18 protein-coding genes are annotated in these 18047 nt (G+C 61.4%); 12 read left to right on the forward strand and 6 right to left on the reverse strand.

Annotation, left to right across the window (positions count from 1 at the left end; translation table 11 throughout):
• The first annotated feature begins 103 nt into the window (after positions 1–103).
• Positions 104–1006: a LysR family transcriptional regulator gene (locus tag KO538_RS15960; protein ID WP_070302580.1), complete on the forward strand. Its 903-nt coding sequence runs from the start codon at positions 104–106 to the stop codon at positions 1004–1006.
• Between the two features lie 12 nt (positions 1007–1018).
• Here KO538_RS15960 and KO538_RS15965 read toward each other — a convergent pair whose 3' ends face one another.
• Positions 1019–2107, reverse strand: coding sequence for a flavodoxin family protein (locus KO538_RS15965; protein WP_219328931.1), 1089 nt, complete (start codon positions 2105–2107; stop codon positions 1019–1021).
• Positions 2108–2223: 116 nt separating this feature from the next.
• On the opposite strand from KO538_RS15965, the gene KO538_RS15970 reads away from it, so the two are divergent.
• The 4 genes from KO538_RS15970 (at position 2224) to KO538_RS15985 (ending at position 4140) form a co-directional block, all read left to right on the forward strand.
• Positions 2224–2796, forward strand: a complete 573-nt coding sequence (locus tag KO538_RS15970) for a helix-turn-helix domain-containing protein (RefSeq protein ID WP_219328932.1) — start codon at positions 2224–2226, stop codon at positions 2794–2796.
• A 7-nt stretch (positions 2797–2803) separates the two neighbouring features.
• Positions 2804–3334 (forward strand): GNAT family N-acetyltransferase, encoded by a 531-nt coding sequence (locus KO538_RS15975; RefSeq protein WP_219328933.1) that lies wholly within the window; start codon positions 2804–2806, stop codon positions 3332–3334.
• A gap of 179 nt (positions 3335–3513) precedes the next feature.
• Positions 3514–3777, forward strand: a complete 264-nt coding sequence (locus KO538_RS15980) for a DUF378 domain-containing protein (protein WP_051991725.1) — start codon at positions 3514–3516, stop codon at positions 3775–3777.
• A 12-nt stretch (positions 3778–3789) separates the two neighbouring features.
• Entirely contained in the window at positions 3790–4140 is a 351-nt protein-coding gene (locus KO538_RS15985; RefSeq protein WP_219328934.1) for a hypothetical protein, read from the forward strand.
• Positions 4141–4199: 59 nt separating this feature from the next.
• Here the strand turns inward: KO538_RS15985 and KO538_RS15990 are convergent, their stop codons facing one another.
• The 3 genes from KO538_RS15990 to KO538_RS16000 form a co-directional block, all read right to left on the reverse strand.
• A complete protein-coding gene (locus tag KO538_RS15990; protein WP_219328935.1) occupies positions 4200–4607 on the reverse strand; it encodes a cytochrome c family protein in 408 nt (135 codons plus the stop codon).
• A gap of 82 nt (positions 4608–4689) precedes the next feature.
• Entirely contained in the window at positions 4690–5568 is an 879-nt protein-coding gene (locus KO538_RS15995) for an EamA family transporter (RefSeq protein ID WP_189396476.1), read from the reverse strand.
• A 176-nt stretch (positions 5569–5744) separates the two neighbouring features.
• Positions 5745–6461, reverse strand: a complete 717-nt coding sequence (locus tag KO538_RS16000; protein ID WP_219328936.1) for an immunity 52 family protein — start codon at positions 6459–6461, stop codon at positions 5745–5747.
• Between the two features lie 427 nt (positions 6462–6888).
• Here KO538_RS16000 and KO538_RS16005 point away from each other — a divergent pair, with 427 nt between their 5' ends.
• The 3 genes from KO538_RS16005 (at position 6889) to KO538_RS16015 (ending at position 8326) form a co-directional block, all read left to right on the forward strand.
• Positions 6889–7332 carry a hypothetical protein gene (locus tag KO538_RS16005; protein WP_219328937.1) on the forward strand — a complete coding sequence of 148 codons (444 nt, stop codon included), beginning with the start codon at positions 6889–6891 and terminating at the stop codon, positions 7330–7332.
• Between the two features lie 355 nt (positions 7333–7687).
• Positions 7688–7831, forward strand: coding sequence for a hypothetical protein (locus KO538_RS16010; protein ID WP_219328938.1), 144 nt, complete (start codon positions 7688–7690; stop codon positions 7829–7831).
• Between the two features lie 78 nt (positions 7832–7909).
• Positions 7910–8326, forward strand: coding sequence for a hypothetical protein (locus tag KO538_RS16015; RefSeq protein WP_219328939.1), 417 nt, complete (start codon positions 7910–7912; stop codon positions 8324–8326).
• A gap of 60 nt (positions 8327–8386) precedes the next feature.
• Here the strand turns inward: KO538_RS16015 and KO538_RS16020 are convergent, their stop codons facing one another.
• Together KO538_RS16020 and KO538_RS16025 are read right to left on the reverse strand one after the other, a co-directional pair.
• Positions 8387–10255 carry a phytase gene (locus KO538_RS16020; RefSeq protein ID WP_219328940.1) on the reverse strand — a complete coding sequence of 623 codons (1869 nt, stop codon included), beginning with the start codon at positions 10253–10255 and terminating at the stop codon, positions 8387–8389.
• 17 nt (positions 10256–10272) lie between these two features.
• On the reverse strand, positions 10273–12795 hold the full coding sequence (locus KO538_RS16025) for a TonB-dependent receptor (protein WP_257620403.1): 2523 nt from the start codon (positions 12793–12795) through the stop codon (positions 10273–10275).
• Between the two features lie 315 nt (positions 12796–13110).
• Between KO538_RS16025 and KO538_RS16030 the strand changes: the two genes are divergently transcribed.
• The 4 genes from KO538_RS16030 to KO538_RS16045 all read left to right on the forward strand — a co-directional run bounded on the left by KO538_RS16030 (position 13111) and on the right by KO538_RS16045 (position 18046).
• A complete protein-coding gene (locus KO538_RS16030; protein WP_070302561.1) occupies positions 13111–14019 on the forward strand; it encodes a GGDEF domain-containing protein in 909 nt (302 codons plus the stop codon).
• Complete coding sequence (locus KO538_RS16035) at positions 14019–15044, forward strand: AraC family transcriptional regulator (protein WP_257620404.1); 1026 nt, start codon at positions 14019–14021, stop codon at positions 15042–15044. The genes KO538_RS16030 and KO538_RS16035 overlap by 1 nt, the downstream gene beginning before the upstream one ends.
• 264 nt (positions 15045–15308) lie before the next feature.
• The gene (locus tag KO538_RS16040; RefSeq protein WP_219328942.1) at positions 15309–16703 is read left to right on the forward strand and encodes a class I SAM-dependent methyltransferase; all 1395 of its coding nucleotides are present in this window, start codon (positions 15309–15311) and stop codon (positions 16701–16703) included.
• Positions 16703–18046, forward strand: a complete 1344-nt coding sequence (locus KO538_RS16045; protein WP_219328943.1) for a sensor histidine kinase — start codon at positions 16703–16705, stop codon at positions 18044–18046. Before KO538_RS16040 ends, KO538_RS16045 begins: the two co-directional genes overlap by 1 nt.
• The last annotated feature ends 1 nt before the right edge of the window (position 18047 follow it).

An 18047-nucleotide genomic window follows, 5' to 3' on the forward strand; every position in this document is an offset into this window, starting at 1 on the left:
GTACTCCGTGTTCTGTATTCGTATGCCATGACTGTACAGTTCGCTGATTAAATGGTAAAACGGATTGTTTTTGTATGTTTAACTGAAAAAATAGGTAGATGAGATGGCGTTGACCTTGCGGCAGTTGCAGATTTTCCTCGCCGTGGCGGACACGGGCAGCACCAGCGCGGCGGGCGACTTGATTGCGCTGTCGCAATCGGCCACGAGCGCGTCCCTGAATGAGCTGGAAACCTTGCTGGGCGCGCAATTGTTCGACCGCGTGGGCAAGCGATTGTTGCTCAACGACAATGGCCGGCTGCTGTTGCCGCAGGCGCGGCAGATGCGCGACGGCGCCGCCAGCATCGAGCGCCAGTTCGCGGGCGCCGACCCGTCCGTGCCCGTCAGCCTGCAGATCGGCGCCAGCACCACCATCGGCATCTATCTGCTGCCGCAGATCCTCGCGCAGGCGGCTCAGCAATACGGGCGCAGCATTCCGCAGGTGACGATTGCCAACACGGCCGACATCGCGGCCGCCGTGGCGGAGTTCCGTGTCGATATCGGCCTGATCGAAGGGCCGTGCCACGAAGCGGGCTTGCTGGTGGAACCGTGGCTGACGGACCAGATGCTGATCGTGGCCGCGCCCACGCATCCCCTGGCGCAGCTGCGCCATCTGCTCAGCTTTACGGAACTGAACCAGGCAGGCTGGCTGCTGCGCGAAGCGGGCTCAGGCACGCGCGAAGCCGTCGAGCAGGCGCTGGTGCCGTATCTGCACTATCTGCGCGCCGCAGGCGAATTCAGCAACTCGGAAGCCATCAAATATGGTGCGGCGGCGGGGCTGGGCATCGCCTGCCTGTCGCGCGTCGTTGTGGCCGATTTGCTGGCCAGCGGGCAACTGGTGGAACTCGAGACCATGCTGCCGCCATTGGAGCGCAACTTTTATCTGATCCGCCAGTCCAAGAAGATACTGTCGCCGCGCCTGGCCGGTTTCCTGGAGCTGTGCCGCCACGCATCGCGCATGGCCGGGTAGCTGTGCCGGGTGTCATTTTGGCCGGGGAGGCTGGAGCTCCGCATCGGGCGGCGCCAGCGTGCCTGCGCGCAGCCGTTGGGTGGCGATGGCCACGGCGCGCGCCACGTTGCGCACTTCTTCCTGCAGATTGGTGTCATGGTCGAGAGTATCGTGGCTTTGCGCGTAACTGTCGTAATAGCCGATGTAGCGGTCCAGCCGCGCCTTGGCGCCTGCGTCAATCAAGCCCATCCAGTCCAGCCAGTCGGACAGGCCCCGCCGCACGCCTTCGATGCCGGCCACGTCGCCATGCACGACGAGGCCATACGCGCGCCCGGCCAAGTGTTTCGGATAATTCCAGCCTTGCAATTCGAGTGCCTTCGCTTCCACGGCTTTCTTGCCGTGCGTGGACGTGGGATCGGGATTGCCGCCATCGGCGCAGACGAGCCGGTCTATCATCAGTTTCAGCACGCTAGGCGTCTGGTACCAGTACACGGGCGTGAGGATGATGACGGCGTGCGCAGCCGTCCAGCGCTCGTAAATTTCCGCCATCCAGTCATTCGTCTGCCGTTCGCCATGGTTCGGGTAGCAGCTGCATGGCCAGTGGCACAGTGGCATGGCTGTCGAGACACAGCCCTTGCACGGATGAATGTGCAAATCATATGAAGAGGTCAGCAAGCTCAGGTCCAGCACGTCCGTTTCGATATTGTCGGCCTGCAGCACTTCCCTGGCCCATTGCGTCATGCGCCACGTTTTCGACATTTCACCGGGGCAAGAACCGTCATTGCGTGCCGCGCCGCAGATCAGCAGCACGCGCGACGCCGTGCCGGGGTCTTTCTGGCGCGCTTCGGCGGCCAGCAGGCGGTCGCGCGTGGCTTTCCACTCCACGGACAAGTCGTAATCGGGGTCAAGAAAACCGGGCCCCGCCTTTTGTGTCACGGGCGCCTTGCGGCCATCCTGGTAATTCTTCCACGCCACTTCTTCCACTTGCACCAAGGCACCGCGCACGGCGTCGAACGCGGGATCGGCATACGAGCGAATGAACTGCAAATGGAATTCGACCCTGCCCAGCGGCGCGGGCGCCTGGCCCAGACGTAGCTGGGGAGTGGCGGGAGTGGAGGCCATGGCTTTTCCTTGAAGTGATGGCGTATCGTGCCTGGGGAGGGCTTGCTGGTCTGTGCGCTGAACAACTGTACAGCAACTGCTTGCCAAGTTCTCTTTTGTGGGATAAATTCCCATATATGGAAAATCCAACATTGACTGATAACGAGACGGAACAGCGGCTGGCGGCGCGTTTAAAGCAGTTGCGCGTGGAGCAGGGCTGGTCGCTGGACCAGCTGGCCAGTGCCAGCCAGGTCAGCCGCGCCACCCTGTCACGCCTGGAAAATGGCGAAGTCAGCCCGACGACTAGCGTGCTGGGCAAGCTGTGCGCCGCGTATGGTTTGGCGATGTCGCGCCTGCTGCGCATGGTGGAAGACGATTTTCCACCGCTGCTGCGGCGGGTACAGCAAAGCGTGTGGACTGACCCGGACATGGGTTTCCGGCGCCGCTCCGTCTCGCCCCCGTCACGCGCGCTGGCCGGCGAAGCGCTCGAATGCGAACTCGATGCGGGCGTGACGATCACTTATGCCGCCTCGCCCCGGCCCGGCATGGAACACCATCTGTTACTGCAGGAAGGCAAGTTGAACGTGACCGTCGATGGCCGCGCACACGATTTATTGGCCGGCGACTGCCTGCGCTACCAGCTGGACGGCCCCAGCGCGTTCACGACGCCGCCAGACAGCGGCGCCCGCTATTTTCTCTTTCTTGTCTGAGGTCGCCATGTCCGCATCGCTACGCCATTTTTCATCCACCGATATTCGTGAACGCTTGCCGGAACTGGGCGCCTTGCTGCAAGACTGCGTGCACGACGGCGCCAGCATCGGTTTTATCTTGCCCTTTGATACGGCGGCCAGCCAGGCGTTCTGGACCGATAATGTGTTGCCGGCCGTCACGCGCGGCGTGCGCCTGTTGCTGGTGGCCGAAGTCGATGGCCAGGTGGCGGGCGCCGTGCAGCTGGACTGGGACACCAATTCCAACCAGGCGCACCGGGCCGAAGTGCGCAAGCTGCTGGTCGCGCCCACTTTCCGCCGGCATGGCATCGCCCGCCAGCTGATGCAGGTGCTGGAAGCACAGGCGCGCCAGTTGCCGCGCAGCCTGCTGACCCTGGACACGCGCAGCGGCGACCATGCGCAAGCGCTGTACTTGTCGCTCGGCTACTTGGTGGCCGGCAGCATCCCCGCTTATGCGCTGGCGCCGGACGGCAACCGCCTGGATGCCACCACCATCATGTACAAGCAGCTGCGGCAATGAGCTGCAGTTACCCGATGCGCGCTGCCGTCTGGCTTGTTGCCAGATAAAATCACCCGCCTGATTACAGAGTCTTCCTACTTGAATGCCCGGCATCGTCCGACTGGCGCGTGCCGGTGCCGCGCCTACACTGTTCCTTGATAGACCCGGCGGCGGGTCCTTTCTTCTTACAGGAGGCTGATATGGCGAATATCCAGGCAGGATCGGACGGTGCGGCAAAACAGGAAATGTCGGCAAAGCGCTTGAACGTGGTCGACTGGATCTCGATGATCCTCTTGATCGTGGGCGGCTTGAACTGGGCGCTGGTGGGCTTGTTCGATATCGACATCGTGGCCAGCATCCTTGGCGCCATGACGGCAGCTTCGCGGGGCGTGTACGTGCTGGTGGGACTGGCGGCGCTGTATTCCATTTACCTGTGCCTGCGCAAGTTGCCGGCCAAACCGTAGACGGGAGGGGACATGCCTGTCGGTGCAAGCCCCAAGCGTGAACGCGAATTCAAGAAGCTGGAACGGGATTTCAAGCAGGAAGGCCGCTATCCGGGCCGTGAGGAAGAAGTCGCGGCGCGCATCGTGAACAAGCAAAGGGCGCAGTCCGGTGAAACGAAGGAAGCGCAGGAGCGGAAAAAAGCCGGTGGCGCTGCCTCGGATGCGTCATCGCCGGACTTGCCCATCGCCGGCTACCAGCAATTGACGGTGGCGCAGATCCGCGACAAGCTCGATGGCCTGTCCGCCGCCCAGCGCAAGCGGCTGCGAGTCTATGAAGCAGCGCACAAGAAGCGCAAGGGCGTGCTGCAGGCGCTGGAAGCTTGATCCGGCGTCAAAGGCTGGATGCGGTGTGCGCCTGTCCGTGCATGCGTTATGGGCTGGGCTTACTGCGTGCGCAGGTAGGCCAACAAGTCGGCCACCTGCTGCGCATTGCCGATACCCCAGAAACGCATGTTATTTCCAGGGATGAAATCGCTGGGCGCCTTGAGAAAGCCGGCCAGGTTTTGCTCGGTCCAGACGATATTCGCGTTTTTCATCGCCGCCGAATACTTGTAGTCGGTGGTGGCACCGGCTTTGCGCCCGATCACGCCCGTCAGCTTGGGGCCGAAGCCGCCGCGCGCCGATGGCCCCACCTGATGGCAGGAAGCGCATTTGCGAAACGCGGCCTTGCCTGCTTCCGCATTGCCCTTGAGGGCGGCCGGAGCGGCAGCTTGCGCGACGGCGACTGGCGCCAGCAGCACGGCTGCGGCAGCGAAAGGGGAGAGCAGGCGAAAAAGAAGTGTCGATGTCATCGGTGGGACAGAGTGGGCGATATGGCAAGCAATGACGCATTTTACAGGCGGGCATCAAAACCTGCCCGCCCGTCGAGCACTGCTAGCGCTTGCCGCCCTGTGCGCCGAGCGCCGCCATGGCCGACGCGAACACGATGCAGGCGATGGCCAGCCACTGCGTCAAACTCAGCATTTCTCCCAGCACCACCATGGCGGCCAGCGCGCTGACGGCCGGCGCCGCGCTGCTGAACATGCCGAAAACGCCTTGCGGCAAGCGGCGCAGGGCAAAGATTTCCAGCGAATATGGCAGGGCGCTGGACAGCATGGCAATGGCCAGGCCCATCAGCGCGATCGATGGCGCCAGCAGTGCCGTCCCCGAGTACGCGACGCCGATGGGCACCGTTACCATGGCCGCCACCGTCATGCCCCAGGCCACGGCCTGGCCGCCTTGTAATGTCGAGGCGCGCTTGCCGAAGATGATGTACAACGCCCAGCAAAGGGCCGCCCCCAGCGCATATGCCACGCCGACAGGGTCCAGGCTGCCCGGGCTGCCTTGCAAGGGCAGCAGCAAATACAAGCCGAACACGGCACAAGCCACGGCCAGCAAATCGCGCGGCCGGCGCGACGACAGCATGGCCACGGCCAGCGGCCCCGTCACCTCGATGGCGACCGCAATGCCGATCGGTATCAGCGCAAACGCCCGGTAAATCAGCAAATTCATCAGCCCCAGCACGGAACCGTAGACCAGCAAGTTCAGCACGTCCTTGCGCGTCAGCCGGTAGCGCCACGGCCGGAAGATAGCCAGCAAGATCAGCGCCGAAAACCCCACGCGATATGCCGTAATCCCCTCGACCCCGATGACAGGAAACAGATTCTTCGCAATCGCCGCCCCCAGATTGACGGAAATCTGCCCTCCCAATACGGCCAGGGAAGGGAGCAAGATGCTGTCGGGGAGGGAAGAGGTCGAGGCGGGGGAGGTCATGGGACGGTATTTTAATACGCAACAGGCCGCCAGTCGCTGGTAGACATGCAAGCAACCGTAATTTATTGGCCTGTACTGGCAGCCGATATTGCAGATGGATGGCGATGCCAGTCGTTTTGGTGTTCACTGCCGGCATGGCAGGGTATTTCCATACGGGCAAAACGAGTTATCCTTCATTAAATATCGACATAGCGAGGCAGCAAGTCCTGATCGACCAGGCGAATTTCAATGGCGTTGGCGATCCTGACATGCTCGGGGTTCTCATCAGAAAAAGGCTCGTCGGTGACACTGACGATGACGGTGCCGATCTGCTGGTCTTCACCTTGCTCGTCCATCGCCATCACGGGGATCAAGGCGCGGGCTTCTGGTACTTGCTGGATCGTCAGTACACGCGGCAAGTACAACATCCAGCCCACACCCGGACGATCCTTGAAGACTTGTTTTTTAAAATACTGATTACGTGCAACCGTGATCAAGACCGGCCGTAGGGAGCCACCGATAATGGACAGCAGTTCTTTTACACCATCAATGCCGAGCCGTCTGGCGGCTTGACCGTAATCGCTGATCTTGAAAGTCCGGGCGGGCCAGTCACTGTCGCTGAACCCAAGCGCCATACTTGCACCCTCACCGTCTGCGAGCTCGCCATTCCAAGCACTGAGATATCGAAATTGTTCATCCTTGAACTCGGCCTCGAGTACGGCTTCGGCCGCAGTGGTGAGTTCGCCCGAAGCATCGAAAACCGGATATAGAAACGACTCTGCTTCTGTCTCCTGCGACAGAAACCAATTCTTTCCAAACGCCTCCGTTTTTTGCAAGAAGCGGATAATCGTCGCGATTTTCTGGACGGAAGGTCGGAACGCAATGGATGGATTTTCTGTATCGCGTTTGAACAAAGATTTTATTATCATAATATTATTTTGTGTAATAAGTGGTAATACCCAGTGCACTTAAACTGGGCAGCATGTGTTCATACGCGAGTGGCGTGTGAAAGTGCCAAGTCTGCGAGGCCGGCGGGTTACAAGTCCTGCTATCAACCCCATTTCGTGCCAATCAGGCAGCCATTAATCCTTGCTTGCAATCGCGTGCGGCGGGCGACAGCTTGCGAGAGTCACTCTCGTGGCGATATTTATCCTTTAATATTGTCATAATGCTTGCAATTGAGAAATATATATTGCAAGATTGTTTTTTGAAAAAGTCTAACACCTCATGCTCAAGCTGTGGTGCGCCATTTGCATTATTCGGAGCACCCTTTTCGCTGCTGCACTGGTCGTCGGGACGGCTGTGCATGTGTCATGATATTGTAGAAAAAGGAGCGGTAAAATGAGTAAGGTTGCAAAAATTGCCGTGGGTCTCGCTGTTACCATCATTTGCGTTAACTCGTTTGCGGCTCAGGGGCGGTGGACTGAAGGTTTTGGGCAGGGAAATCTCGAGTACTTTATCGATCAGGATGGAATGCGGCTGTATATTGGCTGTCCAACGCAAGATGGCAGTGCAGAATCCCAATCGAGCGTATCGCTTTCGCAATTGAATAATAATAAGGAAGTTGAGAAATTTACCGTTGACGTCAATGGCGTTTCTTATGATGGGCCATTCAGCGCCGACAGCCGTGCAGGTGATAATAACTTCATTTCCTTGCTGGAGAATCTGAGAAAAGGAAATGCCGTTGTGAAGTTTAATGGGAAGGCAATAAAAATCCCTAAAAGTAACGCAGCCAAGATTATTCCTGTTTATGGCAAGAAATTTAGCTGTAATCTTTCCATGTAGACTGTTACTGTCCAGTCCCATTTGATCATGTCCTGCGTCGCGCTCAGCGTGGTATGCAGTGTATGGGTCCGGTGCGAATGGTTTTGTACATCGTCCCGCTTGAGCCACTTGGCAGCCGTGCACGGGTGATATTGAAGACCTTGGCAGCTTCGCGGTCGGACAGTCCGGAGTCCTTGATTTCCTGCCGGATCTTCGGGGTGGTGCGGGCTTGGGGGGGAATGCGTGAGTTCATGGACTGAAGTCTATGCGATGTGCTGCAACCGATGGGACGATCTCGGTGGCAAACCGCCTATCAACTCGTCAAGCACAGCTCCGGCACGGAACAGGGCCATGTTGCGACGAGGAATATGATCACATGGCTAAACAGCTGGCGAATGTCACGGCATGGATGCCGTATGGAATCGGGACCATTTCGCTCGGCAAGACGCGCAGCGAAGAGCTGCTTGCCTATTGCAAGGCCTATGCATTGAACGCTGATGCCGATCTCAGCGAAATGTGACCATATTGGCAGAGCGCTTCGCTAATCTGCTGGCCTGTCGAGCAGTGCATTAACGTGTCAATCAGGAGTAGAAGGGCAATGTATATATTTAGTATCGGCGACACCAATTTTGAAGTGGATGTCGCGAAATCCCGGATCAGCCTGGAGGCGCGCGTCGATGGCATGCGGGAAATTAATATCACGATCGAGGCCGACGACGACGTGTTCATGCGGCTGACGGAAGACGACGATGCGCCCTGGTCGTGGGCGCTGTATCCGCCGTCCTTCTCTTTGCAGGGCTTGCTCGTCGCGGGACCGGATGCCGCGCCCGTGCAGATGCTTGCCGTCGATGCCGGCAATCCGCACTGTGAATCCGCGCTTTACATGATGGAATACCGTGACGTAGCTGATCTGCGCCTGGAGGAATTGTCGGCACAACGCCTGGCAGTGACGGGCAGCGTGGACTTTTTTGGAAAAAGTCTGCTTTTTGTCATCGATATGCCGCGTACAAGGTAGCGGCAATCTTTAACACTCCTATCGTACATGGGGCAGCCATTGCTGGCCGCCCCATGCTCATTACTCCAGCTTCAACGCCTTCGCCACGTCCCCCCACGCTACATACTTGAAGTTCTGCGGCCCGTCGGGCAGGCGCTTGTAGCCGTCCTGGATCACCAGCATGCCTTGCGCGTACGCGCCGCCCAGGTTGGCGGAGGTGACGTCGAGGCCGTCCGTTTCCGAGGTGCCATCGATGCCTGCCGGTAAATTGAATCCCACCTTGAAACGGCCGCGCACCTTGTAGGGGGCTTTGGCATCGAGTACCACGTAGCTGTTGTCGCCCTGGCTGGAGACGATCAGGTAGCCAGAATCAGTATTGCCGCCAGGCTGGCGGTAGATGGCCATGCCTTCCACGTCGGCCGTCAACTGTGCGCCCACGGGCAGGACCATGGCGAGGGCGTCGGGCTTGGCGGCGTCGGCCGAGGTGGTCCAGATGCCGCGCGTTTCCTCGCCGAGGAACAATCTGGCGTTGGCGTCGTCGGCCACGCAGCCTTCCGGTTGGGTGGCGACCTTGAAGCTGCGCAAGAGGGTGGCGCTGAACTTGTTGCCGCTCATGCCGCTCATTTCGACCTTGTATTGCTGGAAGGTGCCGTCCTTGTCGTTGATGAACGCTTCCACGCCGCCGCTGGCCGGCTGGTACAAGCACATGCCGTAGATGCTTTTCAGACCGGTCGGGAAACGGCCCGCTTCCGCCACGACGCCATCGGCATTGATTGTGAACAGCATCATGCTGTTGTCGTCGCGCTGGGTGGCGACGGCCAGGTCGACCTTGCCGCCGCCAAGGCTGATGTTTTGGCGCACATCGACGTTATTCAGGCGGCCCACTTCCAGCAGCTGCGTCTGCTTGCCTTGCAGGTCGTAGACGAGCAGCCCTTGTTTCTTGTTGGTGCCCAGGATGCGCGCGTCGGCAGGGTTGCTGGACAGCCAGATGGCCGGATCATCGGCCGCGTCGCCCTGGCGCGCCATCGGTTCCGTTTGGGCTTGCGGGGCGATGATGGCCACCGCAGGCGATGTTTCCGCTTGGCCAGCCCATTTCAAGGGCCGCGCTTGCCAACCGTTTTTGCCGCGCAACATCAAGGAATTTCCGTCGAGCACCAGCTGGCTGTCGCCCTTGCGCACGTTCAAGGCGACGGCTTGGGCTGGCTGTGCCGTCCATTTACTTCCCTGATGGGAATACAGGTGCAGCTTTTCCGCCTTGCCATCGAGCATGGCAACGCCGCCCGGCAGCACGGCCAGCGCGCCGGCGCCCCCGTCCAGCTGGCCATACGGCTTGCGCAGGGCCACCACTTCGCGCTTGCCCATGCCTTCGGAATCAGCTTCATACGACCACACGCCCATGTTGGCCTCGCTGACCAGCAGGCGCCGGGCGCCATCGTCGGCGCGGCAATGCTTGGCGTGCGGCGGCAAAGCGAGTTTGCGAACCAGGCTGCGCTGTTCACCTTGCATCACCCACTGTTCCGCTTGCCCATCCTTGCCGATCAAGAACAGATGGTCTAGTTGCTGGGCGTCGCGGTACAGGCACGATGCTTCCACGGAAAACGTCGGCACGGGAAACGGCGCCAGCTTGACCAGCTTGCCGGCCTGCACGTCGACGGAGACGGGCAGCGGGCGCTGCGTGTCCGCTTCCAGGAACACGGCCAGCACTTTGCCGCCATTGATGCGCGTATCGAGCTGCTTGGCGCGCACGGCGATGCGGTCCTGCTCCTGGCCGCTGGCGTTGAACAGGCGCAAGCCGTGCTTGTCCAGGGTCAGCCAGCCGCCGCCGGGCAGGCGGGCCAGTTCCTCGGCCTCTTGCGTGAAGGAAGGCAAAGTGTTGGCTGGGGCGGCGAAGACGGCACCGGTGGCGCAGAAGGCGGCCAGCAAAGCGCTGCAGAGTACGTTTTTTTTCATGTTAGTAGAAATCATCATCAGAAGGCGCTGGCTTTCAGGCTCACTTTGAAAGTGCGGCCGTATTGTTCGTTCTGCACGTTGTATTGCTTCGTGCCCTGGTAGACATAGTATTTCTCGTTGTTCAGGTTCGCCGCTTCGAACAGTACCTGGAACTGTTTGTTGATCTGGTACGACAGCGAAAAATCAAGCTGCTTCTGGCTGGCGACGATATGGTCCTGGCTTTGGTCAAGGATGTCGTTGCCCATTTCCAGCAGATACGGCGACTTGTAGTTGAGGGCCAGGCGGGCGCTGACCGGGCCTGTTTCATAGCCCAGCATCAAGTTCATTACCTGGTTCGACTGGCCAGGCAGGCGGATGTCGCGGTGCATCTGCTTGTTGCTGGCCTTGTCGTAGCGGCCGATTTGCGCGCTCGACGTGCTCAGGGTGCCATTCACGCCGATAAGAAACTTGTTGAACGGTGCAGGCAGCATGCGCAGCGGCTGCATATAGGCCAGTTCGATGCCTTTGACTTTGGCCGCGTCGCCATTCGCATACGACGTGGCCGTCGTGTAGCCCGCCCATTGGCCCGTGCCGGCCAGGTTCGTCGTGTACGTAAAATTCTTGATGTCCTTGTAGAAGCTGTAAGCCGACATCACGCCGTCGTTGCCCAGCACCCGTTCAATACCGAGGTCCAGATTGTTCGCCTTCAGCGGCTTCAAGTCCGGGTTGCCGATCACGGCTTCCGTATTGCTGGCCAGGCTGATGCCCGGCGCCAGCTGGCTGAAGTTGGCGCGTACGACGGCTTGCGTCCAGGCGGCCCGCACGCTGGTCTTTTGATCCACGTCATAGCGGGCTTGCAGGTTCGGCAGCCAGTTGGTGTACGAACGCTCGCGCGTCAAGGGCGTTGCCACGCCGGCGCTGTCCACTTGCGAGCCGGCCGCTTCAAAGCTGGTACGTTCGGCACGCACGCCGCCGAGGATGTGCCAGGCGTCGAAGTCGTAGCTGTTTTGCACATACATGGCGTTGATGTCTTCGTGCATGCGGTAGTCGTTGATGATCGATTCCGTGGCCAGGCGCGCCTTGGCGCGGTCGAGGCCCGCCACGCGGGCGCGTATCAGGGCTGGATCGAGCGCCACGCCGATGTTACCCAGGTCGTAGTCGAGATTGTGGCCCTGCACGAAATTGCTCATCGACGTGGAACCGGCGCCCCAATAGTTGCCGCTGGTGGCCTTGCTGCTGTTATACGCCCATTGATCCGTGTCATTGGTCTTTTCGCGGCGGCTGACCTTCGCGCCGAATTTCAGGGTGGCGATGTCGAACTTGCGCGCCAGGTCGATGCGCGCATGGTGTTCATTGTCCTTCGAGTAGCGCTTTTGCAGGGTGATGGCGTTGAGCGCGTAGCTGGCCGGGTCGTACAGCGAGGCGGGGCCGCTCAGCTTGGGCTCCTGCGTATCCGTAAAGCTGATGCCGGCGAAATTGCTGAGGCCGCGGAAACGGCCATCGTTCAGGGATTCCGGCGTGTCTTCCGTGGCGCGGCTCATGCCGCCTTTCACGTCCAGGGTCCAGTCGCCCGATTTCTGCTGCGTGCCCAGTACGAGCGAGCGCACTTGCTGCGTGTATTTGCGCTGGCGGATGCGGCGCTCGGCGCGCGCGCTGGCCGTCTGGTCTTCGGCCAGGCTGCCGCCCGCGATATTGCTGATGGTCAGGCGGTCGCGCACTTCATTGTCGGAAAATTCGCTGACGAACGAGCGCAAGAACCAGCTGTTGCCCGCTTCGGGGCGGTAGTCGAGGTTGACGGCCAGGGCGCCGCGCTTGCGCACGGGCAGGTAGTCGCGCAATTCCAGGCCGGACAATTTCCCCTTGCTCCAGGCACCGCCCGTTTCCACGTCATCGGAGCCGAACGAGCGCTTTTCCGCGCTCAGGCCGGCTGCCACGCCCAGCTTGCCGTCGAGGAAGCGCTGGGCCCACAGGGCGCCGCCGCTGGGGCTGGTCTTGCCTGTCTTTTCATCGTAGCTGGCGCCCACGTTGGCCGACAGCAGCTTGCCCGGCAAGTCGAAGGCGGACAGCGATTTCACTTCGACCGTGGCGCCCAGCGAGTTGGCGTCCATTTCCGGCAGCAAGGTCTTCGAGACTTCCAGGGTGCGGATCAGGCCGGCGGGCAGGATGTCGAGCGCCACGGCGCGGCGGCCCGCTTCCGGCGACGGCACGAGGGCGCCATTGATGGTGACGGCATTCAAATCCGGGCCCAGGCCGCGCACCGTGATGTAGCGGCCTTCGCCCTGGTCGCGCTGCACGGACACGCCCGGCAAGCGGGCCAGTGCTTCGGCCGCGTTTTTATCGGGCAAGCCGCCGATATCGTCGCTGCTGATGACGCTGATGATGTTGTCGGCTTTCTCTTGTGCCGCGATGGCGTTGCGCAGGCTGGCGCGCTGGCCGCTGACGACCACGGTGGCGGCCGGCTGGCCGTCCGCATCTTGCGCATGGCTTTGACCGCTGAAGACGGCCATGATGCCGAGGGCCAGGGCCGTCAGGCGCAGCGGGGAGGGAGTCGAAGTGTGCATGGTTTTCATGAAGAGCTCGGTTAGGGGAAGGAACCGGGCGGATTCTAGGCAGCAAATATGACGGTTGCGTGACAGGCAAGGGCTTGCCACCCTGAAAACAACGGCCCGTGAACGCTTTCCGGCTGGAAATGGACTGTGGTGAGCTGAAATGACCTGCCGGTCGTGGGCACATGGGGCACGGCATGCCGTATTTGCATGAGCGCCCAAGGTAATGATGAGCCGTTTGCACCTGCCGCACGGGCGTGGGGCATGTCATCGTGCCGTCATGGGCGGGCGCTATCGTGGCGACAGCACCACTTTTAAAGGTTTTCCCACATGCTGCCATTGCACCGTAACAGCCTGATTGCCGCCGCACTGGCCTTGCCCCTGTTCTTGTTCCTGTACGCCACGTTAGGGCACCCTAAACCGATTGCCATCTGGAAGTGGATGGACATCGTCTGCGAAGGCGGCACGGCCGTCATGGCGGGCATCTGGTTTTTGTTTACCCTCAGCAGCCGGCCGCGCGGGCTGGTGACGAGCCTGATCGCCGGCGGCCTGTGCGCCATCATGCTGGGCTCCTGGGCTGATTGCCTCGACGAATTCTTCGCCGTCGACAAGAGTGCCGTGTGGGATAACTGGCTCGAAGGCTTGATTCCGTTTGGCATGCTGCTGGTAACAATCGGCATGTATTACTGGCGCCAGGAACAGTTCCGCCTGAACGAGCACCTGCAAAAGCGCGAGCGCCTGTTCCGCGACCACCGTGCCTTCGACCGCATCACGCAGTTGGCCGATGCCAGCTACCTGCGCACGCAGATGCGCCTGGAGCAGGAGCGCCGGCCCGGCCTCGATTGCGCGCTGGTCTTGCTCGATATCGACAGCTTTCACCTGATTAACCGCGAATACGGCCACCGTGAAGGCGACCGCGTGCTGCAAGCCGTGGGCCACATGCTGCTGCTGAACCTGCGCAATGACGATTTGCTGTGCCGCTATGCGGGCGACCGCTTCGCCGTGCTGATGCCGGGCGTGTCGCGCGAGGACGGGGCCGTGAAGGCGCGTCACCTGTGCGCCATGGTGGGGCAGATGCGCCACCACGCCAACGACAACCGTGAAATCCGCTTGAGCCTGCGCCATGCCTGCTCGCTCACCGATGGCGTGCCGGAAGTGGTGCTGGCCGAGCTGAGCCGTGCCGTGGAAACGCCGGGCCGGAGCACCGGTCCCCGGGCCGGTACCGCCGCGCCTGCCTGATGCCGCTGAACCAGCAAAGCGACTCCAGCATCGCAGCCCACCACCAGCCGGCGCTGGTGCTCGACTACGCGCGCAGCCGCGAGTTGCCCGTAGCGCCGCTGCTCAAGGGCACGGGCCTCGATGGCGGTGCGCTGCCGTCCGCGGAAAGCCAGGTCAGCGCCGCGCAATACCTGCAATTGCTGGCCAATGTGGCGCGCGGCCTGGACAGTGCCGACACGAGCTTCATGCTGGGCCAGCAAATGTTGCCCGGCCATTACGGCGCGGCCAGCCATGCCTTGTTGCAGGCGCAGAACCTGCGCCAGGCATTGACCATCCTGTGCGATTTTCATACCTTGCTGTGTCCGCTGCTGCAGCCGCGCTTGCGCGAAGCGGGCGACATGCATGTGCTGTACTGGGTCGACGCGTTCGGCGCGCCGAGCCAGCTGCCTTTTCTCGTGGAAATGCACATGACGGCGCTGGCGGCCATGTGCCGCTGGCTGGCCGGAGAGTCTTTGCCGTGGCGCTTCTGCTTCAACCGCGCGCGGCCCCGTCACGTCGAGCAGCACGAAGTGCACCTGGGGCAGTCCCTGCGTTTCGATTGCCAGGTCGACGCCATGCTCATCGATTCCAGCTTGCTCGACAAACCCTGGCCGCGCGGCAATGCCACGGCGGCCGCGCTAGCCTTGCGCGCGGCGGCCCTGGCGCCAGTACCGGCAGCGAGCCTGCTCGGTGCGCTGTACGATTATCTGCTGGCCAATATCCGCTGCGCGCCAACCCTGGAGCGCACGGCGCACGAGTTCGGCGTCAGTCCCGCCACCCTGAAGCGTCATCTGGCGCGCCATGGCACGCATTTTCAGGCCGAGCTGGACCAGGTGCGCGCGCACAAGGCGATTTATCTGTTCCAGGCACATGGCTACGACAACGACGCCGTGGCCGCCTACCTCGGCTTTCATGATGCCACCAACTTCCGCCGCTCGTTCAAGCGCTGGACCGGGCAAACGCCGCAACTGTTACGTCATGCGCTGGCCTTGTTCGTCGCAGGATGAGCGCCGGCGTTGCGCGCCAGCGCCACGGACAGTCGTTCCTGAGGGAACAATTGCCCGTTCTGCTACATCCATAGTACACTCGATCAGAGAGCGAACAGATGCGCTTTGAGGCGCTCCGGCACGGCGTCGCGCGACGCCGCAATACCGTCATTGCGATGGCGGAGCCGGCGGCAAACGACCGGTGTGCCGTGCCTTAACCCAGCCTGGAATCTGGTGTCACCAGTGTGGTGCGCCGGAAACCGGGCAACTTGATAATGCTCAATCGTGTATTCACAATCGCAGATCGATCCAGTCGTCAGTTTCCGCAACACCCAGGGTGAGGCGGTGCGCGGCACGATTTTCAACTTGCAGCGCAATTCGCTGGTCATGGAAATCTACAATCCATACTCGATTGTGCAGGTCAGCGAGGTGCTCAATGACGTGACGGTACGCATGGGGGCGAAAAACGCCTACGTCGGCAAGGCCGTCGTCATCAGCAGCGTCAACACAGGCCTGACCGCCATCGTTTCCGTGACCCTGATCGACGAGTGGCGCGAATTGAGCGACGTGGTCGTCGTCAAGGGCGCCGTGGCGAAAGAGTCCAGCGCCTTTGTGGCGGGCTGGGGCGAGCGCTTCCGCATCCGCCGCGACTACCAGATCGTCGTCAACGAAATGCGCGCCTTTTTGTCGGAAGTGGCGCGCTGGGTCGAGCAGGTCGACTTGTCCGACTCGCTGCCGAAGGAAAACGGCCGGCTGCGCCCCGATATCTTCGATGAACTGGCCTTGCCGCTGATGGAGCAGACCCAGCTTTACTTGCGCCAGCTCGAGGTGGAAGCCTCGCTCGTCGAGGAAGAGCGGGCACCGGCCCACCGCGCATTCGCCCAGGCGGCGCTGCACCCCTTGATCCTGCGCGCGCCGTTCGTCTTCCGCACGTTTACCAAGCCGCTCGGCTATGCGGGCGATTACCAGATGGTCAACCAGCTGCTCGACGATCCGCGCCAGGGCCCAAGCACGTATTTTCAGATCGTCAATGCGGCCTTCTTGCAGGCGGCCGTGGCCACCGCGCACCGCAACCGCATCGATATCCTGACGGAATTTTTGGCAGAAAAGGCGGCCGCGGCGCGTGCCGCGGGGCGTGTGTACAAAGTGCTCAACGTGGGCTGCGGCCCGGCCATCGAAGTGCAGCGTTTTCTCGAGACATGCCCCGATGCGCAATGGCTTGCCTTCGAGCTGGTCGACTTCAGCAGCGAGACCCTGGACTGGACGCGCGCGCGCCTGACCACCATCATGCAGCGCACGGGAAGAGTGGTCGAGATCGATTATGTGCACGATTCCGTGCATAACCTGCTCAAGCGCCGCCATGGCTCGGGCATCACGGGCTTGCCCGGCAGTTTCGACGCCGTGTATTGCGCCGGCCTGTTCGACTACCTGTCCGACAAGGTGTGCGCGCGCCTGCTGATGCACTTCGCCTCGCGCGTGGGGCCGGGCGGACGTTTGCTTGTCACCAATGTGCATGCGAATAACCCGGGCAAGTTCGGCATGGAGCATTTGCTCGAGTGGCATTTGATCTATCGCAATGAAGCGGGCCTGTCGGCCTTGCTGCCCGAGCACGCGACGGATCCGCTGATCTATGTCGACGCGACGGGCGTGAATGTGTTCGCGGAAGTGAGCATTCCTTGATGGATACCCCAGGCCTGCACGCCGGCTATACGGCCGTTTTGCGCGACTTCCGCCTGGAATTCAGCCGCGGCGGGGCGTACACGGGCATCGTGCTGATCCTGCTGGGCATGGGCCTCGATTCGGCCCTGTATCCGGACAAGCAGTCGGCGTTTACCAGCGCGCGCATCATCGTCTCCGTGCTGATCTTTTGCGTCGTGCTGGCCATGCGCACGCGCTGGGCGCAAGACCGCATCCAGGGGCTGACGTTTGTCTGGCTGATCCTGCCGCAAATCATGATCGCCTGGATGATCGCCATCACGGAAGGCGCCACCTCGATCTATTACGTGGGCATGACCCTGGCCATCTATTCGTCGGGCATCGTGCTCGCTTTCGGCTTGTGGCAAAACATGGTCTTCGGCGCCATCTCCTGCCTGCTGTACGTGGGCGCCTGCGCCTGGCATGCGGGCGGCTTCGACTTGCCGGGCACCTTTGTCGTCAACTGCCTGTTCCTCATCATGTCGGCCAGCATCAGCGCCGTCTTTACGTATTTCAACGAGCGCGCCCGCTTCATGCTGTTCCAGCTGAAGGCGGAAGTGGCGCAAAAGAACACGCAGCTGGAAGAAACCAACAAAAGCCTGGCCGATATCAAAGGGCAGATGCTGCAGCAAGAGAAAATGGCCGCCATCGGCACCCTGGCCGCCGGCATGCTGCATGAAGTCAATAACCCCGTGAATTTCTGCATGATGGCCATCGAAGTGGCCATCGAAGACCCGGTCGCCAAGCAAAGCGCGCTGGTCAGCGAATGTCTGGCCGACGCCAAGCAGGGCATGCTGCGCGTGCAGCACATCGTGTCCGACTTGAAGACCTTTGCCTACCGCAAGAGCGGCAACCAGCTGGAAACGGGACACTTCCAGTTCCGCAGCGCGCTCGACGCGGCCATCCGCCTGGTGGGGCATGAAACGAAGAATGTCAGCATCAGCCACGACTTGCCGGTCGACACCCTGGTGCGCGGCGACGAGGCGGCCATCGTGGGCGTGCTGATCAACTTGCTGGGCAATGCGGTCCTGTCCATGCGCAAGGGCAATGCGCCGCCGTTCGAGATCCGCATCACGGCCCATTGGGATGACAAGCGCCTGCGCATCAGCGTGCGCGACAACGGTCCCGGCATCGCCCCGGAAAACCTGGCGCGTGTGTTCGAGCCGTTCTTTACCACGCGCGAAGTGGGGCAGGGGCTGGGCTTGGGCCTGAGCATCAGCTATGGCGTGATCGAGCGCCACGGCGGGACATTGAGCGCCGAAAGCGAGCTGGGCAAATGGGCCAGCATGAATTTCGACTTGCAGCGCTCCGATTGGGAGGGCCGCTAGC

The organism is Janthinobacterium sp. NKUCC08_JDC (genome assembly GCF_019345575.1).
Lineage (GTDB): Bacteria > Pseudomonadota > Gammaproteobacteria > Burkholderiales > Burkholderiaceae_D > Janthinobacterium > Janthinobacterium aestuarii.

What these genes read in the sequence shown, in the direction of transcription:
- KO538_RS15995 (WP_189396476.1), bottom strand. Translation starts at nt 5,568, where the DNA reads ATGACCTCCCCCGCCTCGACCTCTTCCCTCCCCGACAGCATCTTGCTC.
- KO538_RS15960 (WP_070302580.1), top strand. Translation starts at nt 104, where the DNA reads ATGGCGTTGACCTTGCGGCAGTTGCAGATTTTCCTCGCCGTGGCGGAC.
- KO538_RS16015 (WP_219328939.1), top strand. Translation starts at nt 7,910, where the DNA reads ATGTATATATTTAGTATCGGCGACACCAATTTTGAAGTGGATGTCGCG.
- KO538_RS15965 (WP_219328931.1), bottom strand. Translation starts at nt 2,107, where the DNA reads ATGGCCTCCACTCCCGCCACTCCCCAGCTACGTCTGGGCCAGGCGCCC.
- KO538_RS15985 (WP_219328934.1), top strand. Translation starts at nt 3,790, where the DNA reads ATGCCTGTCGGTGCAAGCCCCAAGCGTGAACGCGAATTCAAGAAGCTG.
- KO538_RS16010 (WP_219328938.1), top strand. Translation starts at nt 7,688, where the DNA reads ATGGCTAAACAGCTGGCGAATGTCACGGCATGGATGCCGTATGGAATC.
- KO538_RS15980 (WP_051991725.1), top strand. Translation starts at nt 3,514, where the DNA reads ATGGCGAATATCCAGGCAGGATCGGACGGTGCGGCAAAACAGGAAATG.
- KO538_RS15970 (WP_219328932.1), top strand. Translation starts at nt 2,224, where the DNA reads ATGGAAAATCCAACATTGACTGATAACGAGACGGAACAGCGGCTGGCG.
- KO538_RS16030 (WP_070302561.1), top strand. Translation starts at nt 13,111, where the DNA reads ATGCTGCCATTGCACCGTAACAGCCTGATTGCCGCCGCACTGGCCTTG.
- KO538_RS16025 (WP_257620403.1), bottom strand. Translation starts at nt 12,795, where the DNA reads ATGCACACTTCGACTCCCTCCCCGCTGCGCCTGACGGCCCTGGCCCTC.
- KO538_RS16005 (WP_219328937.1), top strand. Translation starts at nt 6,889, where the DNA reads ATGAGTAAGGTTGCAAAAATTGCCGTGGGTCTCGCTGTTACCATCATT.
- KO538_RS16020 (WP_219328940.1), bottom strand. Translation starts at nt 10,255, where the DNA reads ATGAAAAAAAACGTACTCTGCAGCGCTTTGCTGGCCGCCTTCTGCGCC.
- KO538_RS15975 (WP_219328933.1), top strand. Translation starts at nt 2,804, where the DNA reads ATGTCCGCATCGCTACGCCATTTTTCATCCACCGATATTCGTGAACGC.
- KO538_RS16035 (WP_257620404.1), top strand. Translation starts at nt 14,019, where the DNA reads ATGCCGCTGAACCAGCAAAGCGACTCCAGCATCGCAGCCCACCACCAG.
- KO538_RS15990 (WP_219328935.1), bottom strand. Translation starts at nt 4,607, where the DNA reads ATGACATCGACACTTCTTTTTCGCCTGCTCTCCCCTTTCGCTGCCGCA.
- KO538_RS16045 (WP_219328943.1), top strand. Translation starts at nt 16,703, where the DNA reads ATGGATACCCCAGGCCTGCACGCCGGCTATACGGCCGTTTTGCGCGAC.